This window comes from Streptomyces sp. NPDC052016, assembly GCF_044548445.1.
Lineage (GTDB): Bacteria > Actinomycetota > Actinomycetes > Streptomycetales > Streptomycetaceae > Streptomyces.
Map to the genome: position 1 here is coordinate 73599 of NZ_JBIUBX010000004.1, position 18593 is coordinate 92191.

At 72.6% G+C, this 18593-nt stretch carries 17 protein-coding genes; 13 read left to right on the forward strand and 4 right to left on the reverse strand.

The features are described from left to right. Nucleotides 1–219: 219 nt before the first annotated feature. The 9 genes from ACIHAR_RS06920 (at nucleotide 220) to ACIHAR_RS06960 (ending at nucleotide 11201) form a co-directional block, all read left to right on the forward strand. Nucleotides 220–1389, forward strand: coding sequence for an inositol-3-phosphate synthase (locus ACIHAR_RS06920; protein WP_400017518.1), 1170 nt, complete (start codon nucleotides 220–222; stop codon nucleotides 1387–1389). Further along, the gene (locus ACIHAR_RS06925) at nucleotides 1386–2663 is read left to right on the forward strand and encodes a UbiA family prenyltransferase (RefSeq protein WP_400017520.1); all 1278 of its coding nucleotides are present in this window, start codon (nucleotides 1386–1388) and stop codon (nucleotides 2661–2663) included. Before ACIHAR_RS06920 ends, ACIHAR_RS06925 begins: the two co-directional genes overlap by 4 nt. Then, nucleotides 2660–3538, forward strand: coding sequence for a sugar phosphate isomerase/epimerase family protein (locus ACIHAR_RS06930; protein WP_400017523.1), 879 nt, complete (start codon nucleotides 2660–2662; stop codon nucleotides 3536–3538). Before ACIHAR_RS06925 ends, ACIHAR_RS06930 begins: the two co-directional genes overlap by 4 nt. Further along, a complete protein-coding gene (locus ACIHAR_RS06935) occupies nucleotides 3535–4173 on the forward strand; it encodes an EboA domain-containing protein (protein ID WP_400017525.1) in 639 nt (212 codons plus the stop codon). The genes ACIHAR_RS06930 and ACIHAR_RS06935 overlap by 4 nt, the downstream gene beginning before the upstream one ends. Then, on the forward strand, nucleotides 4173–5021 hold the full coding sequence (locus ACIHAR_RS06940; RefSeq protein WP_400017527.1) for a TatD family hydrolase: 849 nt from the start codon (nucleotides 4173–4175) through the stop codon (nucleotides 5019–5021). The genes ACIHAR_RS06935 and ACIHAR_RS06940 overlap by 1 nt, the downstream gene beginning before the upstream one ends. A 12-nt stretch (nucleotides 5022–5033) precedes the next feature. Continuing rightward, nucleotides 5034–6203 carry a metabolite traffic protein EboE gene (gene eboE, locus ACIHAR_RS06945; RefSeq protein WP_400017530.1) on the forward strand — a complete coding sequence of 390 codons (1170 nt, stop codon included), beginning with the start codon at nucleotides 5034–5036 and terminating at the stop codon, nucleotides 6201–6203. Between the two features lie 17 nt (nucleotides 6204–6220). Continuing rightward, nucleotides 6221–7606, forward strand: coding sequence for a nucleotide pyrophosphatase/phosphodiesterase family protein (locus ACIHAR_RS06950; protein WP_400017875.1), 1386 nt, complete (start codon nucleotides 6221–6223; stop codon nucleotides 7604–7606). Nucleotides 7607–7657: 51 nt separating this feature from the next. Next, nucleotides 7658–8821, forward strand: coding sequence for a sugar phosphate isomerase/epimerase family protein (locus ACIHAR_RS06955; protein WP_400017532.1), 1164 nt, complete (start codon nucleotides 7658–7660; stop codon nucleotides 8819–8821). 259 nt (nucleotides 8822–9080) lie between these two features. Continuing rightward, nucleotides 9081–11201: a PQQ-dependent sugar dehydrogenase gene (locus ACIHAR_RS06960; protein WP_400017534.1), complete on the forward strand. Its 2121-nt coding sequence runs from the start codon at nucleotides 9081–9083 to the stop codon at nucleotides 11199–11201. A gap of 242 nt (nucleotides 11202–11443) precedes the next feature. Here the strand turns inward: ACIHAR_RS06960 and ACIHAR_RS06965 are convergent, their stop codons facing one another. Together ACIHAR_RS06965 and ACIHAR_RS06970 are read right to left on the reverse strand one after the other, a co-directional pair. Continuing rightward, a complete protein-coding gene (locus ACIHAR_RS06965) occupies nucleotides 11444–12265 on the reverse strand; it encodes a hypothetical protein (protein WP_400017536.1) in 822 nt (273 codons plus the stop codon). Nucleotides 12266–12312: 47 nt separating this feature from the next. Further along, nucleotides 12313–13143, reverse strand: a complete 831-nt coding sequence (locus tag ACIHAR_RS06970) for an alpha/beta fold hydrolase (RefSeq protein ID WP_400017877.1) — start codon at nucleotides 13141–13143, stop codon at nucleotides 12313–12315. Nucleotides 13144–13340: 197 nt separating this feature from the next. Between ACIHAR_RS06970 and ACIHAR_RS06975 the strand changes: the two genes are divergently transcribed. Next, the gene (locus ACIHAR_RS06975; RefSeq protein ID WP_400017539.1) at nucleotides 13341–14330 is read left to right on the forward strand and encodes an aldo/keto reductase; all 990 of its coding nucleotides are present in this window, start codon (nucleotides 13341–13343) and stop codon (nucleotides 14328–14330) included. 110 nt (nucleotides 14331–14440) lie between these two features. Then, nucleotides 14441–14662 carry a hypothetical protein gene (locus ACIHAR_RS06980; protein WP_365453410.1) on the forward strand — a complete coding sequence of 74 codons (222 nt, stop codon included), beginning with the start codon at nucleotides 14441–14443 and terminating at the stop codon, nucleotides 14660–14662. Between the two features lie 82 nt (nucleotides 14663–14744). Here ACIHAR_RS06980 and ACIHAR_RS06985 read toward each other — a convergent pair whose 3' ends face one another. Further along, the gene (locus tag ACIHAR_RS06985) at nucleotides 14745–15632 is read right to left on the reverse strand and encodes a helix-turn-helix domain-containing protein (protein ID WP_400017542.1); all 888 of its coding nucleotides are present in this window, start codon (nucleotides 15630–15632) and stop codon (nucleotides 14745–14747) included. Nucleotides 15633–15883: 251 nt separating this feature from the next. Between ACIHAR_RS06985 and ACIHAR_RS06990 the strand changes: the two genes are divergently transcribed. Then, nucleotides 15884–16900 carry a zinc-dependent alcohol dehydrogenase family protein gene (locus tag ACIHAR_RS06990; RefSeq protein WP_400017544.1) on the forward strand — a complete coding sequence of 339 codons (1017 nt, stop codon included), beginning with the start codon at nucleotides 15884–15886 and terminating at the stop codon, nucleotides 16898–16900. Between the two features lie 281 nt (nucleotides 16901–17181). Continuing rightward, nucleotides 17182–17538, forward strand: a complete 357-nt coding sequence (locus ACIHAR_RS06995) for a cyclophilin-like fold protein (protein ID WP_400017545.1) — start codon at nucleotides 17182–17184, stop codon at nucleotides 17536–17538. A gap of 107 nt (nucleotides 17539–17645) precedes the next feature. On the opposite strand, the gene ACIHAR_RS07000 is transcribed toward ACIHAR_RS06995, so the two are convergent. Continuing rightward, complete coding sequence (locus ACIHAR_RS07000) at nucleotides 17646–18584, reverse strand: sigma-70 family RNA polymerase sigma factor (RefSeq protein WP_400017547.1); 939 nt, start codon at nucleotides 18582–18584, stop codon at nucleotides 17646–17648. Nucleotides 18585–18593 lie beyond the last annotated feature (9 nt).

Here is an 18593-nt window from a genome sequence, read left to right on the forward strand (position 1 = left end):
GACTACGGAGGACATCCGTGCACAACACACGAGCAAGCGCCCCCAGGAATCCCGCACTCGTCACCGGCGGCCCTCTCGCCGCCCACTCGCTCGCCGTGACCGCGCCGACCACGGAGCCGCCCTCCTAGGTCGCGGCCGAAGCCCGCCCACATGCCGGCGGCGGGCGGGAAGGCCCCCGAGCCCCCGCCCACCGTCCTCCAACCACATCGGACCATCGACATGGCAGGGAGGCAGCCCGTGAACAACGACGGGAACGCATCGGAGCGCCGGGCCGGCGGGCGGACCGCACGCACCGGTGTCTGGTTCGTCGGAGCCCGCGGATCGGTGGCCACCACCGCCGTCGCCGGATGCGCGGCGGTCGCCGCCGGACTGCATCCGCCGACCGGCATGGTCACCGAGACACCGCCGTTCCACGGCACCGGCCTGACGCCCTTGCACGCACTCGTCTTCGGCGGCCACGACACCGTCGACTGCCCGCTGCCCAAGCGGGCCGAACACCTCACCGACGCGCGCGTCCTGCCGTACGGGCTCGCCTCCGCCGTGGACGCCGAACTGCGGGCCGCCGACGAGGAGATACGGCCCGGCGGCCCCCTCCCGGGCGACACCCGCAGCGACGAGGAACTCATCACGGCCTTCGCCGCCGACCTCACCTCCTTCCGCGTGCGCAACGCGCTGGAGCGGGTGGTCGTCGTCAACGTCTCCTCCACGGAGCCGCTGCCCGCGCCCGACGCCGTACGTCTGCCGCCCAGCTCCCTCTACGCGGCGGCCGCCTTGCGGGCCGGCTGCCCCTACGTCAACTTCACGCCGTCCACCGGACTGCGCACCCCGGTCCTCGCGGACGCCGCCGCGGCCGGCGGACTTCCCCACGCGGGCCGTGACGGCAAGACCGGCCAGACGCTGCTGCGGGCCGTGCTCGCCCCGATGTTCGTCCAGCGCGCCCTGGACGTACGGGCCTGGTCCGGCACCAACCTGCTGGGCGGCGGCGACGGGGCGGCGCTGGCCGACCCGGGTGCGGCCGCGGCGAAGAACGCCGGCAAGGAACGCGTCCTGACCGAGACCCTCGGGCACACGCCGGAGGGCGAGGTGCACATCGACGACGTGCCGGCGCTCGGCGACTGGAAGACCGCCTGGGACCACATCGCCTTCGAGGGCTTCCTCGGTTCGCGGATGATCCTCCAGACCATCTGGCAGGGCTGCGACTCGGCCCTGGCCGCACCGCTCGTCCTGGACCTGGCCCGCCTGGTCGCCCGCGCCCACGAGGCGGGCCTGTCCGGCCCGCTCCCGGAACTGGGCTTCTACTTCAAGGACCCCGACGGGGGCCCGGCGGGCCTCTCGGAGCAGTTCACCGCACTGCTGTCGTTCGCCGAGCGCCTGCGGGAGGCGAAGTGATCGGCGCCCTTCTGTCCCGCCTCGCCCCACCCCCACCGGTCCGCGTCCCGCATCCCGCCCCGACCGGGAACGGGCAGGGCCCCGCGGGAGCCGCACCGGGGCGCGGGCGACGGGGGCGGCTGCGGGACTGGGCCGAACTGCTGCGTGTCTCCGCCCTGTTCACCGTGCCCGGTGACGCCCTCGCCGGTGCCGCGGCCGCCGGACTGCGGCCCAACCGCGGCACGGCGTACGCCGTGGGCGCCTCGCTCTGCCTCTACGAGGCGGGCATGGCGCTCAACGACTGGGCCGACCGCGACGAGGACGCCGTCGACCGCCCCCATCGTCCCCTCCCCTCCGGCCGTGTCTCCCCGACAGCGGCGCTGGGGGCGGCCGGAGTCCTGACCGCGGCGGGCCTGGCGTTCGCCGCCCGCGCCGGCCGCCCCGCACTCGCGGTGGCGACCGCCCTGGCCGCCACGGTCTGGGCCTACGACCTCCGGTTGAAGCACACCCCCGCGGCCCCGGCGGCGATGGCCGCGGCCCGCGGCCTGGACCTCCTGCTCGGCGCCACGGCAACAGTGTCGGCGCCCACCGCGACGCGTCCCCGCCCCCGAACTGCCACCGGCACGGCACCGTCCGCGCGCGCTCACGGCCCGCTGCCCCACCGGAGCGGCGCCACAGCGCCGTCCGGTCCGCACCCGGCGGCCCCCGCCGCCGCCCCGGTGCTCACCGGCTCCAAGCTCGTCGGCGCGGTGCTCACCGGCCCGGACGCCGGCACGCCGCGGGGCGGGGTGGCCGCCAGGGGCGGAGGGCCGCGGCCCTCCACGTCCCGTCAGCGGCGGGAGCACGGGGCGGGACGGGGCGGGGGACCTCCCGCCACGCCCGGTCCCGCCCTGCGCACCGCGGCCCCCGCCGCCGCCGCGCTGGCCGCCCACACCTACGCAGTCACCGCCGTCTCGCGGCACGAGGCGCACGGCGGCTCCACGCTCACCCCCCTCGCCGCGTGCGGAGCGACGACCGCACTCGGCCTGCTGCTGGCACGGACACCCGCGACGGCAGGGCTCCTTCCGGCGCTGCCGGCCGTCGCGTACGTCCGTACCGCCGCCGTCCCCTGCCTGCACGCCGCACTCAACCCGTCCCCGCCCCTCACACAGCGCGCCGTCGGCGGCGGGATCCGCGCCATGATCCCGCTCCAGGCCGCGCTCGCCGCCCGGTCCGGGGCGGGTGTCACCGCTCTCGCCGTGCTGGGACTCGCCCCCCTGGCCCGCACGCTCGCACGGAAAGTGAGCCCCACTTGAACGACCGGCAGCCACTCCGCCTCGGCTACGGCACCAACGGCCTCACCGACCTCCGTCTCGACGACGCCCTCGGCCTGCTCGCGGACCTGGGCTACGACGGCGTCGGGCTCACCCTCGACCACATGCACCTCGACCCGCTCGCCCCCGATCTCGCCGCCCGCACCGCCCGGGTCTCCCGCCGGCTCGGCGCACTCGGCCTCACCGCGACCGTCGAGACCGGCGCCCGCTACGTGCTCGACCCGCACCGCAAGCACGGTCCGTCGCTGCTCGACCCGGACCCCGACGGCCGTGCCGCCCGCACCCGGCTGCTGATCACGGCGGTCAGGGTCGCGGCGGACCTCGGGGCGCACGCCGTGCACTGCTTCAGCGGCATCACGCCGCCCGGCACCGACGACGACACCGCATGGCAGCGCCTGGAGAAGGCGCTCATGCCCGTGCTCGACGCCGCGGCCGCCGCCGGCGTGCCGCTCGCCATCGAGCCCGAACCGGGCCACCTCCTCGCCACCCTCGCCGACTTCCACCACCTGCGCACCCAGCTCGGCAACCCTTCCCCACTCGGCCTGACCCTCGACATCGGCCACTGCCAGTGCCTGGAGCCGGACCCGCCCGCCGAGTGCGTCCGTGCGGCCGCGCCCTGGCTGCGGCACGTGCAGATCGAGGACATGCGCCGCGGCGTGCACGAGCACCTGCCGTTCGGCGACGGCGAGATCGACTTCCCGCCCGTGCTGGACGCGCTCGCCGCCACCGGCTACCGGGGCCTCACCGTGGTGGAGCTGCCCCGCCACTCCCACGCGGGGCCGCAGCTGGCCCGATCCTCCATCGATTTCCTCCGGACCGCAGCAGCCACCGCCACGAAGGAAGCGCCGGCACCATGACGCAATCCCCTCCCCGAACCCGCGAGGACATCGCCGCCCGGCTGCCCGACGACACCGCGCGCGCCTGGTTCGACGAGGCGCTGGCCGACGCCGCGTCCGCGGCGAAGACACCCCCGACGGCCACCTCCCCCTCCATCGCCCCGACCTGGGAGCTGCGGTTCGCCGCCGCCGGGCGGCACTGCGGCCACGACAACGCGGACACCGTCCGTACGCTCCTGCTGGTCGAGGCCCGGGCGGGAACCGAGACCCTGGACCGGCTCTACCGGCACGGCACTGCCGCCGAACGCCGTGCCGTGCTCCAGGCGCTCCCGGCCCTGGTCGAAGGACCGCACGCCGTACACCTCGTCGAGGACGCCCTGCGCACCAACGACACCAGCCTCGTCTCCGCCGCCCTCGGCCCCTACGGCGCCGCCCACCTCGACCCGCACACCTGGCGTCACGCCGTCCTGAAGTGCCTGTTCACCGGCGTCCCCCTCGACGCGGTCGCGCGTCTGGCGCAGCGGGCGGCCGGTGACGGCGAACTGGCCCGCATGCTCACCGACTACGCCGCCGAGCGCACCGCCGCCGGCCGCGACGTCCCCCGCGATCTCGGTCGCCTGCTGACCCTGACGGGCGAGAAGCCCAAGGAGCTGTGATGCGCATCTTCGACCCCCACATCCACATGACGTCGCGCACCACCGACGACTACGAGGCCATGTACACAGCCGGCGTGCGCGCCGTCGTCGAACCCTCCTTCTGGCTCGGCCAGCCCCGCACCTCCCCGGCCTCCTTCCTCGACTACTTCGACTCCCTCCTCGGCTGGGAACCCTTCCGCGCCGCCCAGTACGGCATCGCCCACCACTGCACCATCGCCCTCAATCCCAAAGAGGCCAACGACCCCCGCTGCACACCGGTCCTGGACACCCTGCCCCGCTACCTCGTCAAGGACGGCGTCGTCGCCGTCGGCGAGATCGGCTACGACTCCATGACACCGGCCGAGGACACCGCGCTGGCCGCCCAGCTCCAGCTCGCCGCCGACCACTCTCTGCCCGCCCTCGTCCACACCCCCCACCGCGACAAGCTCACCGGTCTGCGCCGCACCGTCGACGTCGTCCGCGAGTCGAACCTGCCCGCGGAGCACGTCCTCCTCGACCACCTCAACGAGACGACCGTCAGGGACGCGAAGGACAGCGGCTGCTGGCTCGGCTTCTCCGTCTACCCGGACACCAAGATGGACGAGGACCGCATGATCACGGTCCTGAGGACGTACGGAACGGACAAGGTCCTCGTCAACTCGGCCGCCGACTGGGGAAAGAGCGACCCGCTGAAGACCCGCAAAGTCGCCGACGCCATGCTCGCGGCCGGCTTCGGCGAGGACGACGTCGACCAGGTGCTGTGGCGCAACCCGGTCGCCTTCTACGGACTGAGCGGCCGTCTCCGGCTCGACGCCCCGAAGCCGGAGGACCTGCACGAGGGCAACTCCATCCTCCGCGGCGGGGAATGAGAGGAGCACCCGATGCGCTTCCGGCACCCCGACGGCTCCACCGTCCACCTCGCCTACTGCACCAACGTCCACCCCGCGGAGACCCTCGAGGGCGTCCTCGCCCAGCTGCGCGACCACTGCGAGCCGGTCCGCAGATCCCTGGGACGCGACCGGCTCGGCATCGGCCTGTGGCTCGCCAAGGACGCGGCACGCGCGCTGATCACCGACCCGGCGGCGCTGCGCGGACTTCGGGCCGAACTGGACCGGCGCGGCCTCGAAGTCGTCACCCTGAACGGATTCCCCTACGAGGGGTTCGGCGCGGAAGAGGTCAAGTACCGCGTCTACAAGCCCGACTGGGCCGACACCGAACGCCTCGCGCACACGACCGACCTGGCCCGGCTCCTGACCGCGCTGCTGCCCGACGACGTCACCGAGGGGACCATCTCCACCCTTCCACTCGCCTGGCGGACCGACTTCGGCGAGCACGCCGCCGCCACGGCCGGTGCGGCGCTGACCACTCTGGGGGAACGGCTCGACGTGCTGGAGGAGCTGACCGGCAAGTCGATCCGGATCGCCCTCGAACCGGAGCCCGGCTGCACCGTGGAGACGACCGCGGACGCGATCGGACCGCTCACCGCCCTGCCCGGCGACCGGGTCGGAGTGTGCGTCGACACCTGCCATCTCGCCACCTCCTTCGAGGACCCGGGCACGGCGCTGGCCGCACTCCACGCCGCCGGCGTCGGCGTCCCCAAGGCGCAGCTGTCGGCCGCCCTGCACGCCGAGGAACCCCGTCGGCCCGAGGTCCGCGACGCCCTCGCGGCCTTCGCCGAACCGCGCTTCCTGCACCAGACCCGCACCCTCACGGCCACCGGACTGCGCGGCACCGACGACCTCGGCGAGGCGCTGGCCGGCGACGCCCTGCCCGACGGCGCACCCTGGCGCGCCCACTTCCACGTCCCCCTGCACGCCCCACCCGCCGCACCGCTCACCTCCACCCTGCACGTGCTCAAGGACGCCCTGACCCTGCTGGTGGGAGGCGCCACGCCCCGCACCCGCCATCTCGAGGTCGAGACCTACACCTGGCAGGCCCTCCCGCCCGAGCTGCGCCCCCGCACCAGGACCCAGCTCGTCGACGGCATCGCCGCCGAACTCGGCCTCGCCCGCGACCTGCTCACCGACCTCGGCCTGAAGGAACTGCCGTGAAGGACGCGAAGGCTGCCATGAGCGACCAGCACCCCACCCCGCTCCTCGTCCTGGACGTCGTCGGCCTCACCCCCCGGCTCCTCGACCACATGCCCCGTCTCAAGGCGCTGGCGGCCTCCGGCTCGCAGGCGAACCTGTCCACCGTGCTTCCGGCCGTCACCTGCACCGCGCAGTCCACCTTCCTCACCGGCACCATGCCCGCGGAGCACGGCATCGTCGGCAACGGCTGGTACTTCCGCGAACTCGGCGACGTCCTGCTGTGGCGCCAGCACAACGGCCTCGTCGCCGGCGACAAGCTCTGGGACGCCGCCCGCCGCGCCCACCCCGGCTACACGGTCGCCAACATCTGCTGGTGGTACGCCATGGGCGCCGACACCGACATCACCGTCACCCCCCGTCCCGTCTACTACGCCGACGGCCGCAAGGAACCCGACTGCTACACCCGCCCGCCGGCCCTGCACGACGAACTCACCGACGCGCTCGGCACCTTCCCCCTCTTCCACTTCTGGGGACCGGGCGCGGACATCGTCTCCAGCAAGTGGATCGCCGACGCCACCCGCCACGTCATGCGCACCCGGCACCCCGACCTGACCCTGTGCTACCTGCCCCACCTCGACTACGACCTGCAGCGCTACGGCCCCGACGACCCCCGCTCCCACCGCGCCGCCGCCGAACTCGACGCCGTCATCGGCCCGCTGCTCGACGACGCCCGCGCCGAGGGCCGCACGGTCCTCGCCCTGTCCGAGTACGGCATCACCCCCGTCAGCCGACCCGTCGACATCAACCGCGCCCTGCGGCGGGCCGGCCTGCTGGAGGTCCACACCCAGGACGGCATGGAGTACCTGGACCCGATGGCGTCCCGCGCCTTCGCCGTCGCCGACCACCAGATCGCCCACGTCTACGTCCGCCGGTCCGAGGACCTCGACGCCACCCGCGAGGTGCTGAAGGACCTGCCGGGCATCGACGAGATCCTCGACGACGACGGCAAGAAGGCGAACGGGCTCGACCACCCGCGCTCCGGGGAACTCGTCGCGATCGCCGCACCGGACGCCTGGTTCACGTACTACTACTGGCTCGACGACGCCCGCGCCCCCGACTTCGCCCAGCTCGTCGAGATCCACCGCAAGCCCGGCTACGACCCCGTCGAGCTGTTCATGGACCCCGAAGACCCCTTCGTGCGGCTCAAGGCGGCCAAGGCGGTGGCCCGCAAGAAGCTCGGCATGCGCTACCGCATGGCGGTCGTGCCCCTCGACCCCTCACCCATCCGCGGCAGCCACGGCCGCCTCCCCACGAGCGACGACGACGGTCCGCTCGTCCTGTGCTCCACCCCCCGCGCAGTATCCGGCCGCGTCGCGGCCACCGATGTGAAGTCCCTGCTGCTGCGGCTCGCCGGCCTCTCCTGAGGCGGCTGCCGTCAGGCCCGCAGCACCGCGACGACGAAAGCGAGAATCACTGTGACCTCGTTCAACGACGAAGCCGTCACCGGCGACGAACTGCGCCGCGCGCTCGGCGTCAACCGCCGCCGTTTCCTCAGCACCTGCACGGCCGCCGCGGCCGTGGCGATCGCCGCCCCGGTCTTCGGCGCCTCGCCCGCGCTGGCGCGGGACGGGGCCGAACCCGCCGTCGAGGACCGGGGCCGCTCCGCCCTGGTCCCGCCGCACAAGCGCGGCATCATCCTCTACACCGTCCGGGACGCGGTCGGCCGCGACCCTCTCACCACCGACCTGCCCTCAGGCTTCCGCGAGGTCTTCCGGCAGCTGTCGCGCTTCGGCTACCGCCAGGTGGAGTTCGCCGGCTACGGCCAGCACGCCAACGCGCCCGGCGGCGCGAACCTGGGGACCGTCCAGGGCGCGAAGCTGCTGCGCTCCTGGCTCGACGAGTACGGCCTGCGGGCGCAGGGCAGCCACGGCTTCATCCCGGCGTCCTGGCCGCTGACCCCTTCCGACCTGGACACCTTCAAGCTGAACCTGGAGATCGCCAACATCCTCGGCATGGAGCACATGGGCACCGGTGGCGACCCCACCGGCAGCCCCTACCGGGCCGACTGGGACGTCGCCGCGGAGAAGTGGAACACCATGGGCGCCATCGCCCGCCGCGAGGGCGTCAAGCTGTACACCCACAACCACGACAGCGCCTACGACTTCCTGCTCGACGGGGGCCCGCTCGACGCGCAGGGCCGGCCGACGCGCAGCTCCGGCATCCGGAAGCTCGAGTACTTCCTGGAGGTGACGGACCGCAAGAGCGTCTACCTGGAACTGGACGTCTTCTGGGCGCACGTGGCCCAGTACAAGTTCCACACGTACACCGCGCACGACGGCTCGCAGCGCGAGAAGGTCTTCGACCCCGCCGGTCTCGTGGCCCGCAACACCAACCGCTTCCCGCTCTTCCACGCGAAGGACGGCGTGGTCAACCCCCAGAGCGGTCTGGGCTACGACATGGTGCCGTTCGGCACGGGGGACATCGACTACCGCAGGTTCTTCACCCGAGTGGGTGCGAAGAACTACCACAACCCGATGGTCGAGCAGGACAACGCGCCCAGCTCCACCGACCCCGCCCAGTCCCTGAAGTTCGCCCGGATCGGCTACGACAACCTCGCGGCCCTGCGCGCCCGCCACTGACATAGCGTCAGCCGCCTGACCCGCCCGGCGCCTCAGGCGCGGGCGGGTCAGGCGGCCATGCCCGAAAACACCTGAAACACCGGGACAAACTTTCCCTGAGAAAGTTGAAACTTTGTCCTTGACGAGTTGAAAGTGGGCGCTCTAGCGTCCAACTGACGCGCTTCGCACGGTTTTTGACTCGTTTTCGCTCTGCCGCGGCCCAGCCGGGGGTCAAATCCCCGGGCGTTCGCAGCCGCCGACCAGATCAGAGGAGTTCTGAGTGCGCAACAGACGGATCGTCACCCTCGTGGGGGCGGCGGCGCTGGCCGGGGCCGTCGGGCTCCTGCCTCCGTCCGCAGCCCAAGCCACCGCATCGGATCCCGCACCGCCGGCCGCGGCGGACTTCCAGAAGGTCACCCTCAACGACCGTCCGGGCGAGCCCATGGCCCTCGCCGTCCTGCCCGACCGGCGGGTGCTGCACACGGCCCGCACGGGAGAGGTCCGGATCCACGACCCCAAGAGCGGCGTGAACTTCCTCGCCGCGGACATGAAGAAGAGCCCCGCCGGGCTCTACCAGCACGACGAAGAGGGCGTGCAGGGCATCGCCGTCGACCCCGGCTTCGCCAAGAACCACTGGGTGTACCTCTACTACTCGCCCCGCCTCGACACCCCCATGGACGACCCGGCCACCGCGGGCGTCAACGAAGGGGACGCCCCCGAGTTCGGCACGGCCGCGGACTTCGCCCGGTACAAGGGCGTCACGCGGCTGTCCCGGTTCAAGCTTGAGGGCAACAAGCTCGACTTCGGCTCCGAGCAGAAGATCCTCGACGTCCCGGCCGACCGCGGCATCTGCTGCCACGTCGGCGGCAAGATCGACTTCGACCACAAGGGCAACCTGTTCCTGTCGACCGGTGACGACTCCAACCCGTTCGCCTCGGACGGCTACGCCCCGCTCGACGACCGCCCCGACCGCAACCCGGTCTACGACGCGCGGCGCACCTCGGGCAACACCGACGACCTGCGCGGCAAGGTCCTGCGCATCAAGGTCAAGCGTGACGGCGGCTACGTGATACCGGACGGCAACCTCTTCGCGCCGGGCACCCCGAAGACCCGTCCCGAGATCTACGCCATGGGTCTGCGCAACCCCTTCCGCTTCGCTGTGGACGACAGGACCGGCGAGGTCTACGTCGGCGACTACTCGCCCGACGCCAACCGGGCGAACCCGGACCGCGGCCCCGGCGGCCACGGCCGCTGGATGGTCATCGACCGCCCCGCCAACTACGGCTGGCCCTTCTGCGTGACCCAGGACATGCCGTACCAGGACTACGACTTCGCCACGAAGAAGTCGAACGGCGCCTTCGACTGCGCCAAGCCGGTCAACGACTCGCGGCACAACACCGGCCTCGGCACGCTGCCGCCGGTCACGGACGCGGAGATCGTCTACGGCTACGGCGCCTCCGCGGAGTTCCCGGAGCTCGGTACGGGCGGCATCGGCCCCATGGGCGGCCCGGCGTACCGCTACGACAAGCGGAACAAGGCCCAGAACCGCTGGCCCGCGTACTTCGACGGCAAGCCGCTCTTCTACGAGTGGACCCGCGACCAGATGAAGGCCATCACCCTCGGCAAGGGGAACGAGGTCAAGAAGATCGAGGACGCGATCCCCTCGATCACGACGGACGGCCCGATCGACGCCGAGTTCGGCCCGGACGGCGCGCTGTACGTCCTCGAGTACGGCACCGGGTACTTCGCGGAGCTGCCCGAGGCCCAGCTCTCCCGCATCGACTTCACGCGGGGCAACCGCACCCCGGAGCCCAAGGTCGCCGCGGACGTGGTCAACGGGACCAGTCCGCTGACGGTCCAGTTCTCCAGCGCCGGCACGAAGGACGCCGACGGCGACGCCCTCCGCTACGCCTGGGACTTCGACGCCGACGGCACCGTGGACTCCAGGGAGGCCAACCCGAAGCACACCTTCACCGAGAACGCCGTCTACGACGCCACGCTGAAGGTCACCGACAGCACCGGGCGCTCGGCCTCCGCGTCGGTTTCCGTCGTCGTCGGCAACAAGGCGCCGGTCGTCTCACTCACGACCGACCCGGCTCCGCACGGCGGCACGGCGTTCCACTGGGGTGACACGGTCACCTGGAACGTCACCGTCACCGACGACCAGCCGGTGGACTGCTCGAAGGTCACCGTCACGTTCATCCTCGGCCACGACTCGCACGGTCATCCGCTCTCCTCGAGCAACGGCTGCTCCGGATCGTTCGTGACGTTCGTGGACGGCGGCCACTCCGGTGCGGACAACCTGAAGGCGGTCTTCAACGCCACCTACCGCGACACTCCCCCGGACGGCCTGCCGTCCCTCTCGGGGAGCGCCGAGGTCGCGCTGACGCCGGCCCACTGACCGGCGGCGCGGACACAGAGGCGGGGCGCCACCCCCAGGAGCAGGGGGTGGCGCCCCGCCGCCCTGCGCCGACATGCAACCTGGCTGCGGCCGCGACCGGCCAGGACCGGCCGGCCGTCACAGGTCGGCCGTCACCGCCCTGCGCCGACGACCGGCTCGACCAGGTCCGTGGCGCCTCGGTGGAGGGCCAGTGACGCCCCCGGCCGGGCTGTGAGGCGACTGAACGCGACGCCGAGGACCGGTCAGCCGAGGTTGAGGAGACCGGCGTCGACGACCGCGCGGCCGAAGGGTCTCGCGAGTTCGGCGAGACGCTCGCAGTCGGCGTCACCCAGGGCGGCGTAGGCCGGAAGCGCCAGGCGGTCGGTGCGGTCCTCGATGTGCCGGCGCAGAAGGGCGCCTTCCGCGCTGAGGGAGTCGCCGTCGAGGAGACCGCGCTCGCGCAGGCGCTCCTGGGCGCCGGTCCACTCCTCCTCGGGCCAGGCTCGGCTCGCCCTGAGGAAGTCGACGGGAGCCTCGCCGGTGGCGGCGTGCAGGATCAGGGCCTCCACCCCCCCGACGCCCTCGCTCAGCAGGCACGCGACATGGCCGTCTCCGCGGAACTCCCGGAGCAGTGTCTGGGCGTGCCACAGCCGCAGTACCGGCTCCTCCGGCCACGGCAGTGCGGCATGCGCGGCGAAGAGCGGGCGGCCCTGGGCGTGTTCGCAGGCCGATTCGGCGGCCCGGTGGGTCAGCGTCAGGACCTCGTTCAGGGCGGGCACGTCGTGGATTCCCGCCCGCCGCAGAGCCTCGCCCGCGGCGGCGTACCGCGCGTCCAGGACGTCCTGCGGCGTCGTGGTGTCCCAGGCTCCGTCGATCGCCTGGCGTACGAGATGGGGGCTGAAGTTGTAGAAGGTCGAGATGACCAGCTCGGCGGATGCTCGGCCGAACGCGGCGCTCCGGGAGGTGAAGTACCCCGCCCGTGCGTTCAGTCCGAGGGCCGCGTACCGTCGCCTCGCTTCGGGGACGAAGTAGATCATGGCGTGCACGGGCTCGAGGCGGCGCCAGGCCGCACGTGCTGTCTTCACGGGGTCACCTCTTCGGAGAGTCGACGAACGGGGTGTGCGCTGCGGGCTCAGCACTCTCCGCGCGCTCGCAGGTGTTCCAGCAGGAGGCGGCTCAGCGTTTCGGGCGCCTCCTCGGGGATCCAGTGGCTGACGGCCTGCAGGGTCTCGAACCGGTACGGCCCGTCGACCCACCTGCCGGTCTCCTGCGCGGCGACCGGGCCGAACGCGCTGTCCCCCGTGCTCCAGACGTACAGCGTGGGCACGTCCACGGCGCCGATCGCGCCGTCGGGGCGGCCGGCTCGGTACCAGTTCAGCGCCGCGGTGAGGGCACCCGGCCGGGACAGATGACGCACGTAGGCCTCGGCACTGTCGTGCGGGACCTTTCCGGCGTAGAAGCCGCGGAGCTCCTGGGCGTCCTGGGCTAGCATGCGCTCCTCGGTGGCGGGTGCCTCGCGCCAGTCGATCATGTACCGCGAGCGGGCGCGCTGATCCGGGTCGGTGCGCAGCGCGGTGGCGAGAGCGCCGGGGTGCGGGGTCGAGACGACTGCCAGAGTACGCACGCGGCCGGGGTGGGCGTGGGCCGTCCACCAGGCCACCGCGCCTCCCCAGTCATGGCCGACCAGGTCGAACGTCGTCCAGCCCAGTTCCTCGCTGATCGCGACCACGTCGTCGACGAGACGGCTGATGCGGTAGTCCTCGAGCCGCTGCGGGCGGACCCCGGGGGAGTACCCCCGCTGGTCGGGTGCCACCGCCCGGTAGCCGTGCGCGGCCAACGCCGCGATCTGCCGTCGCCACACCAGCCCGGTCTGCGGGAAGCCGTGCAGCAGCAGCACCGGGCGGCCCCCGGCCGGGCCCGCCGCCATCGCGTCGAAGACGCCCGTACCGGTGGAGATGCTCAGCTCGGTCACGACCCACCTCTTCATACCGACTGGTCGGTAGCCTTGCTGCGGGGGAGTGAGCTGTCAAGAAGGTGGCAGGGAGATCGATCCTCACGGGATGCCGAGCGCCGGAATCCGTCGCTAGATGGATGGGCGGCTTCGTGCCGTCCGAACGACGAAAGTCTGTGCAGGGAAAGCAGGGAAAGGCAGGGAGCGGCATGCAGAAGCGCAGTCTGCGGGACCTCCGGGTATCGGCCATCGGCCTGGGGTGCATGGGCATGTCCGCGTTCTACGGATCCGCCGATCAGGAGGAGGCGATCGCGACCATCCGGCGCGCCCTCGACCTCGGGATGAACTTCCTCGACACCGCGCAGATGTACGGGCCGCTCACCAACGAGTCGCTGGTCGGCGAGGCGATCAGGGGACACCGCGACATGTATGTGATCGCGACGAAGTTCAACTACCGGATGGACAACGCCGTACCCGGCGACATCAGCACGGTCGGCCCGCAGGACGGCTCGGCCGAGCACGTCCGCAGCTCGGTCCACGGCTCCCTGGAGCGTCTGGGGACCGACCACATCGACCTGTACTACCAGCACCGGGTCGACCCGAACGTGCCCATCGAGGAGACGGTCGGCGCGCTGGGCGAGCTCGTCGCCGAGGGCAAGGTGCGGTGCATCGGGCTGAGCGAGGCGAGCGCGCAGACCATCCGGCGCGCCCACGCCGTGCACCCGATCACCGCGGTGCAGAGCGAGTACTCGCTGTGGTCGCGGGACGTGGAGGCCGAGGTGCTGCCCGCCTGCCGGGAGCTGGGAATCGGCTTCGTGCCCTACTCGCCGCTCGGCCGCGGCTTCCTCGCCGGGCGGTTCGCCTCGCCGGACGAGCTCGACGCGAACGACTGGCGCCGTGAGAACCCGCGCTTCCAGGACGCCAACCTGGAGGCGAACCTGCGGCTGGCGGCGAAGGTCAAGGAGATCGCCGCCGAGAAGGAGGTGACCCCGGCCCAGCTGGCCATCGCCTGGGTGCTGGCCCGGGGCGATGACCTGGTGCCCATCCCGGGCACCAAACGCCGCACCTACCTGGAGCAGAACGCCGCCGCGGTCGACATCGCGCTGACCGAGGAGGACCTGGCCCGCATCGACGCGGAGCTGCCCGAGCCGGCGGGTGAGCGGTACGACGAGGCAGGGATGCGAGCCGTCGATCGGTAGGGAGCGACCCCACCCCCCTGCGGCCCGGGCCAGGGCCAGGGCTGATGCGGTGGTCGGCAGACGGCTCTGTCCGGCTCGCCGGTCCGGTCCGGGGGGAGCATGCTGAAGGGGTGGGCGGTGCGCCGATCGCTGTGCACCGGCCGTCTCGTTCGGGCGGTCGGCGCGTCAGCGCGCACATCCACGGGCGGGACGAGATCCTCGGGACCGCCTACAGCGACCACGACCTGGTCGTGTTCCTGGAAGCCGCCGGGATAGACGACCCCGTCGACATCCTGGACGACCCGCAGTGGGTGGAATGGCGCGGAGGCCACGCGCACGAGTGGGCAGACTGAAACCCGCCCCACCCCCACGCCGTCCAGCGGCTGCCTTCGCTGACGCTGCTGACGCGGGTAGGCGTACGACCTGTGACGGTGGTCAGCCGCTTGCCTCGCGGGCGGCTGTTTGGGCGTCCTGAGTGGCTGCCCAGGAGGCGAGCAGGCGCAGGCCCTCTTCGGAGGGGGAGCCCGGTTCGGCGGTGTAGATGGTGAGGGTGAGGCCGGGTTCGGCCGCCATCTCCAGCCCTTCGTAGGCGAGGGTGAGGTCGCCGACGGCGTGGTGGTGGTAGCGCTTGGTCCCGGTTCCGTGGTGGCGGACGTTGTGGGCGCCCCAGCGGGTGCGGAAGGCGTCGCTGCGGGTGGAGAGCTCGCCGACGAGGTCGTGGAGGTCTTTGTCGTGGGGGTCGCGGCCGGCTTCGGTGCGCAGGATGGCCACGGCGATGTCGGCGGCTTGGTCCCAGTCGGGGTAGAAGCGGCGGGAGGCGGGGTCGAGGAAGTTGAAGCGGGCGAGGTTCGCCTGGTTGTGCGGGTCGGCGTAGACCTCGTGGTAGAAGGCGCGGGCGAGCTGGTTGGCGGCGAGCAGGTCCATACGGCCGTTGCGGACGAAGGCCGGGCCGGCGGTGACGGCGTCCAGGGTCCACTGCAGGCTGCGGTGCGCCTTCCACTGCCGGGTGGCGCGGCGGCGGGGCCGGGTGAGGGCGTCGGAGCCGTCGGCGGCCCGAGCCAGGTCGAGCAGGTGGGCTCGCTCCGCCTCGTCGAGCCGCAGGGCCCGGGCGACGGCCTCGAGGACGGCCGGTGAGACCCCCGCGACATGGCCGCGCTCCAGCTTGGCGTAGTACTCCACGCTGACATCTGCCAGCGCGGCGACCTCGCTGCGCCGCAGCCCGGGGACGCGGCGCCGGGTGCCGGCGGGCAGACCGGCCTGCTCGGGGGTGATCCTGGCTCGCCGCGAGGTGAGGAACTCGCGGACCTCTCGCTGGTTGTCCACACCTCGACCGTACGTGCCGCGCGCGGCCGGAGGGATGTACTGCCGGTACACCCCTCGACAGTGACTCGCTGCGCACGCGAAGTGGGGGTTACCTGGATGACGAGGCACTTCCCCTCCAGCCCACCGGCTTGACGGGGGAAGCCCGAACCCGTTCCGCGGGCGGCGCTCCGCTGCTCGCGTCAAAACCGCACCTGCACACGGCGCCTCCCAGCCATGGTCGGCGCGTTCAAGCACGCGAAGGAATCCCTCTCATGCGCGGAGCAGTGATCCACGCCCCCGGCGACGTCCGTTTCGAGACCCTGGACGACCCGAAGATCGTCCACCCGACCGATGCGATCATCCGTACGGCCGTCACCTGTGTGTGCGGCTCGGACCTGTGGTCCTACCGCGGCGCGGAGCCGATAGGCGACCCGCATCCGATGGGGCACGAGTACGTCGGCTTCGTGGAGGAGGTCGGCAGTGAGGTCACCTCGGTCAGGCCCGGCCAGTTCGTGGTCGGCTCCTTCGCCACCTCGGACAACACCTGCGCGAACTGCCGCAACGGCTTCCAGTCGAACTGTCTGCACCGCGAGTTCATGAGCACCTGCCAGGCCGACCACGTGCGGATCCCCAACGCCCAGGGCACCCTCGTCGCCACCGACGGTGTGCCCGAGGAACGGTTCTGGCCCGGTCTGCTGGCCAACTCCGACGTCATGGGCACGGGCTGGTGGGCCGCCGACGCCGCCGAGGTCACGCCGGGCTCCACCGCCGTCGTCGTCGGCGACGGGGCCGTGGGCCTGTGCGGAGTGATCGCGGCGAAGGAGCTGGGCGCGGAGCGGATCATCGTGATGAGCCGCCACGAGTCCCGCCAGAGGCTCGCCCTCGAGTACGGCGCCACCGACATCGTCACCGAGCGCGGCGACGACGGCGTCGCCCGGATCAAGGACCTCACGGACGGCATAGGCGCCGACTCCGTCCTGGAGTGCGTCGGCACCGCCGAGGCCATGCGGCAGGCCCTGCGCTCCGCCCGGCCCGGCGGCAACGTCGGCTTCGTCGGCGTCCCCCATGACGTGGCCGTCGACGGGCAGGAACTGTTCTTCTCCCACGTCGGCCTGCGCGGCGGCCCCGCCCCGGTCCGCCGTTACCTTCCCGACCTGATCGACCGCGTCCTGGAGGGGCGGATCGACCCGGGCAAGGTCTTCGACCTCACCCTGCCCCTGGACCAGGTCGCCGAGGGGTACCGGGCCATGGACGAACGCCGGGCCATCAAGGCCCTCCTCACGCCGTGACCCCGTACACCGGAGATGTCGCCGGGCCGGAGCGAGCGCGGCCCCGGCGTCTTCCTCCCGCCGGGGCGGCGGGCCGGCGGCACGTCACGTCCCTGCCGACCCGCACCTGGACACATCCCAGGCGTCGCGAGGCCCGCCGTGTTCTTCCGGCCGCCGCGCTGCCACTGGCCCTGGCAGCCTGCGGCGACACCTCGTCCCCGGCATCGCCGCCGTCGCGGACGCCCGCCTCCCGGGCGACCGTGGCCGACACGGTGCCCAGCGCACCGTCCGAGAGGAGCACCGTGACGAGGATCCGCCTGACGACCGGCGGCCGGTACGTCGACGCCACCTTGAACGACGGCGCCGCGGCGCGCGACTTCGCCACGCTGCTTCCGCTCACGCTGGAGCTGGAGGACTTCCACCGGACGGAGCGGATCGGCTATCCGCCGCGCAAGCTCGACACCTCCGGAGCCCCGGAGGCCGCCACGCCGAAGGCCGGCGACCTCGCCTACTACGCGCCCTGGGGCAACCTCGCCCTCTTCTACCGCGACGGCGAGCACTCCCCGGGCCTGGTCATCCTTGGTCGCCTGGACGCCACCCGCGACGACATCGAGCGCCTCGCCACCGCCACCAGGGTCCGCATGGAAGGCGTTCCCTGATTCCGGCGCCTCGCCCCCGGGCCCATCCGGGCAGCCGGCCGGGAGAAACGCCCTTGAGCCCCACCTCCTCCCCAGGCTGACGCGCCAACCGACTGCGCTGGCTCCGGTCACCATGCGTGGATGACCGGCGCGTCGGGTTCGTGCAGCCGCCAGGCCTCATTGAGCCGCTCGAGCCGGCCGGCGGCGGCGATGCCGTGAAGGGACGCGACCTTGCCGTCGCCGACCTCGAACGCCACGGCGCCCACGACCCGGTCGTCGACCACGGCGAGGACGGCGGGGGAGCCGTTGACCAGCGCGATGTGGATCGCAGGGGAGCCGCCGGCCAGCCGCCGCTTCGCCGGAGTGGGCTTGAAGCCGGCCCGCACGTAGGAGGCGATGCGCTCGCGCGTTGTGTACCGCAGCAGCCGCCTGGCCAGTCCGGCGCCGTCCGAGACCGCGGTCGCGTCGTCGGTGAGCAGCGCCACCAGCCGTTCGGTGCGCCCCGACGTGGCCGCGGCGAGGAACTCCTCGACGATCCGGCGCGCGGACGCGGGGTCCACCTCGCCGCCGCGGCGGCGCTCGGCGGCGACCCGGATCCGGGCCCGGTGGACATGCTGCTGGCTCGCGGACTCGGTGATGTCGAGGATCCCGGCGATCTCGGCGTGGCCGTACGAGAAGGCCTCGCGCAGGACGTATGCGGCACGCTCGACCGGCGAGAGGCGCTCCATGAGCGTCAGTACGGCCAAGGACACCGATTCGCGCTGCTCGAAGGTGTCGGCCGGGCCGAGCATCGGGTCGCCCTCGAGGAGTGGCTCGGGCAGCCAGGCACCGGCCGCTCGCTCGTGGCGCGCCTGCGCCGAGCGGAGCCGGTCCAGGCAGAGATTGGTGACGACCTTGGTCAGCCAGGCTTCCGGCACCTCGATGCGTTCACGGTCCGCGGCCTGCCAGCGCAGGAACGTGTCCTGCACGGCGTCCTCGGCGTCGGCGGCCGAGCCGAGCAGACGGTACGCGAGCGAGGCCAGCCGGCCCCGGCTGGCCTCGAACCGATCGATGGCAGCGCTGTCCATGCGCAGGAG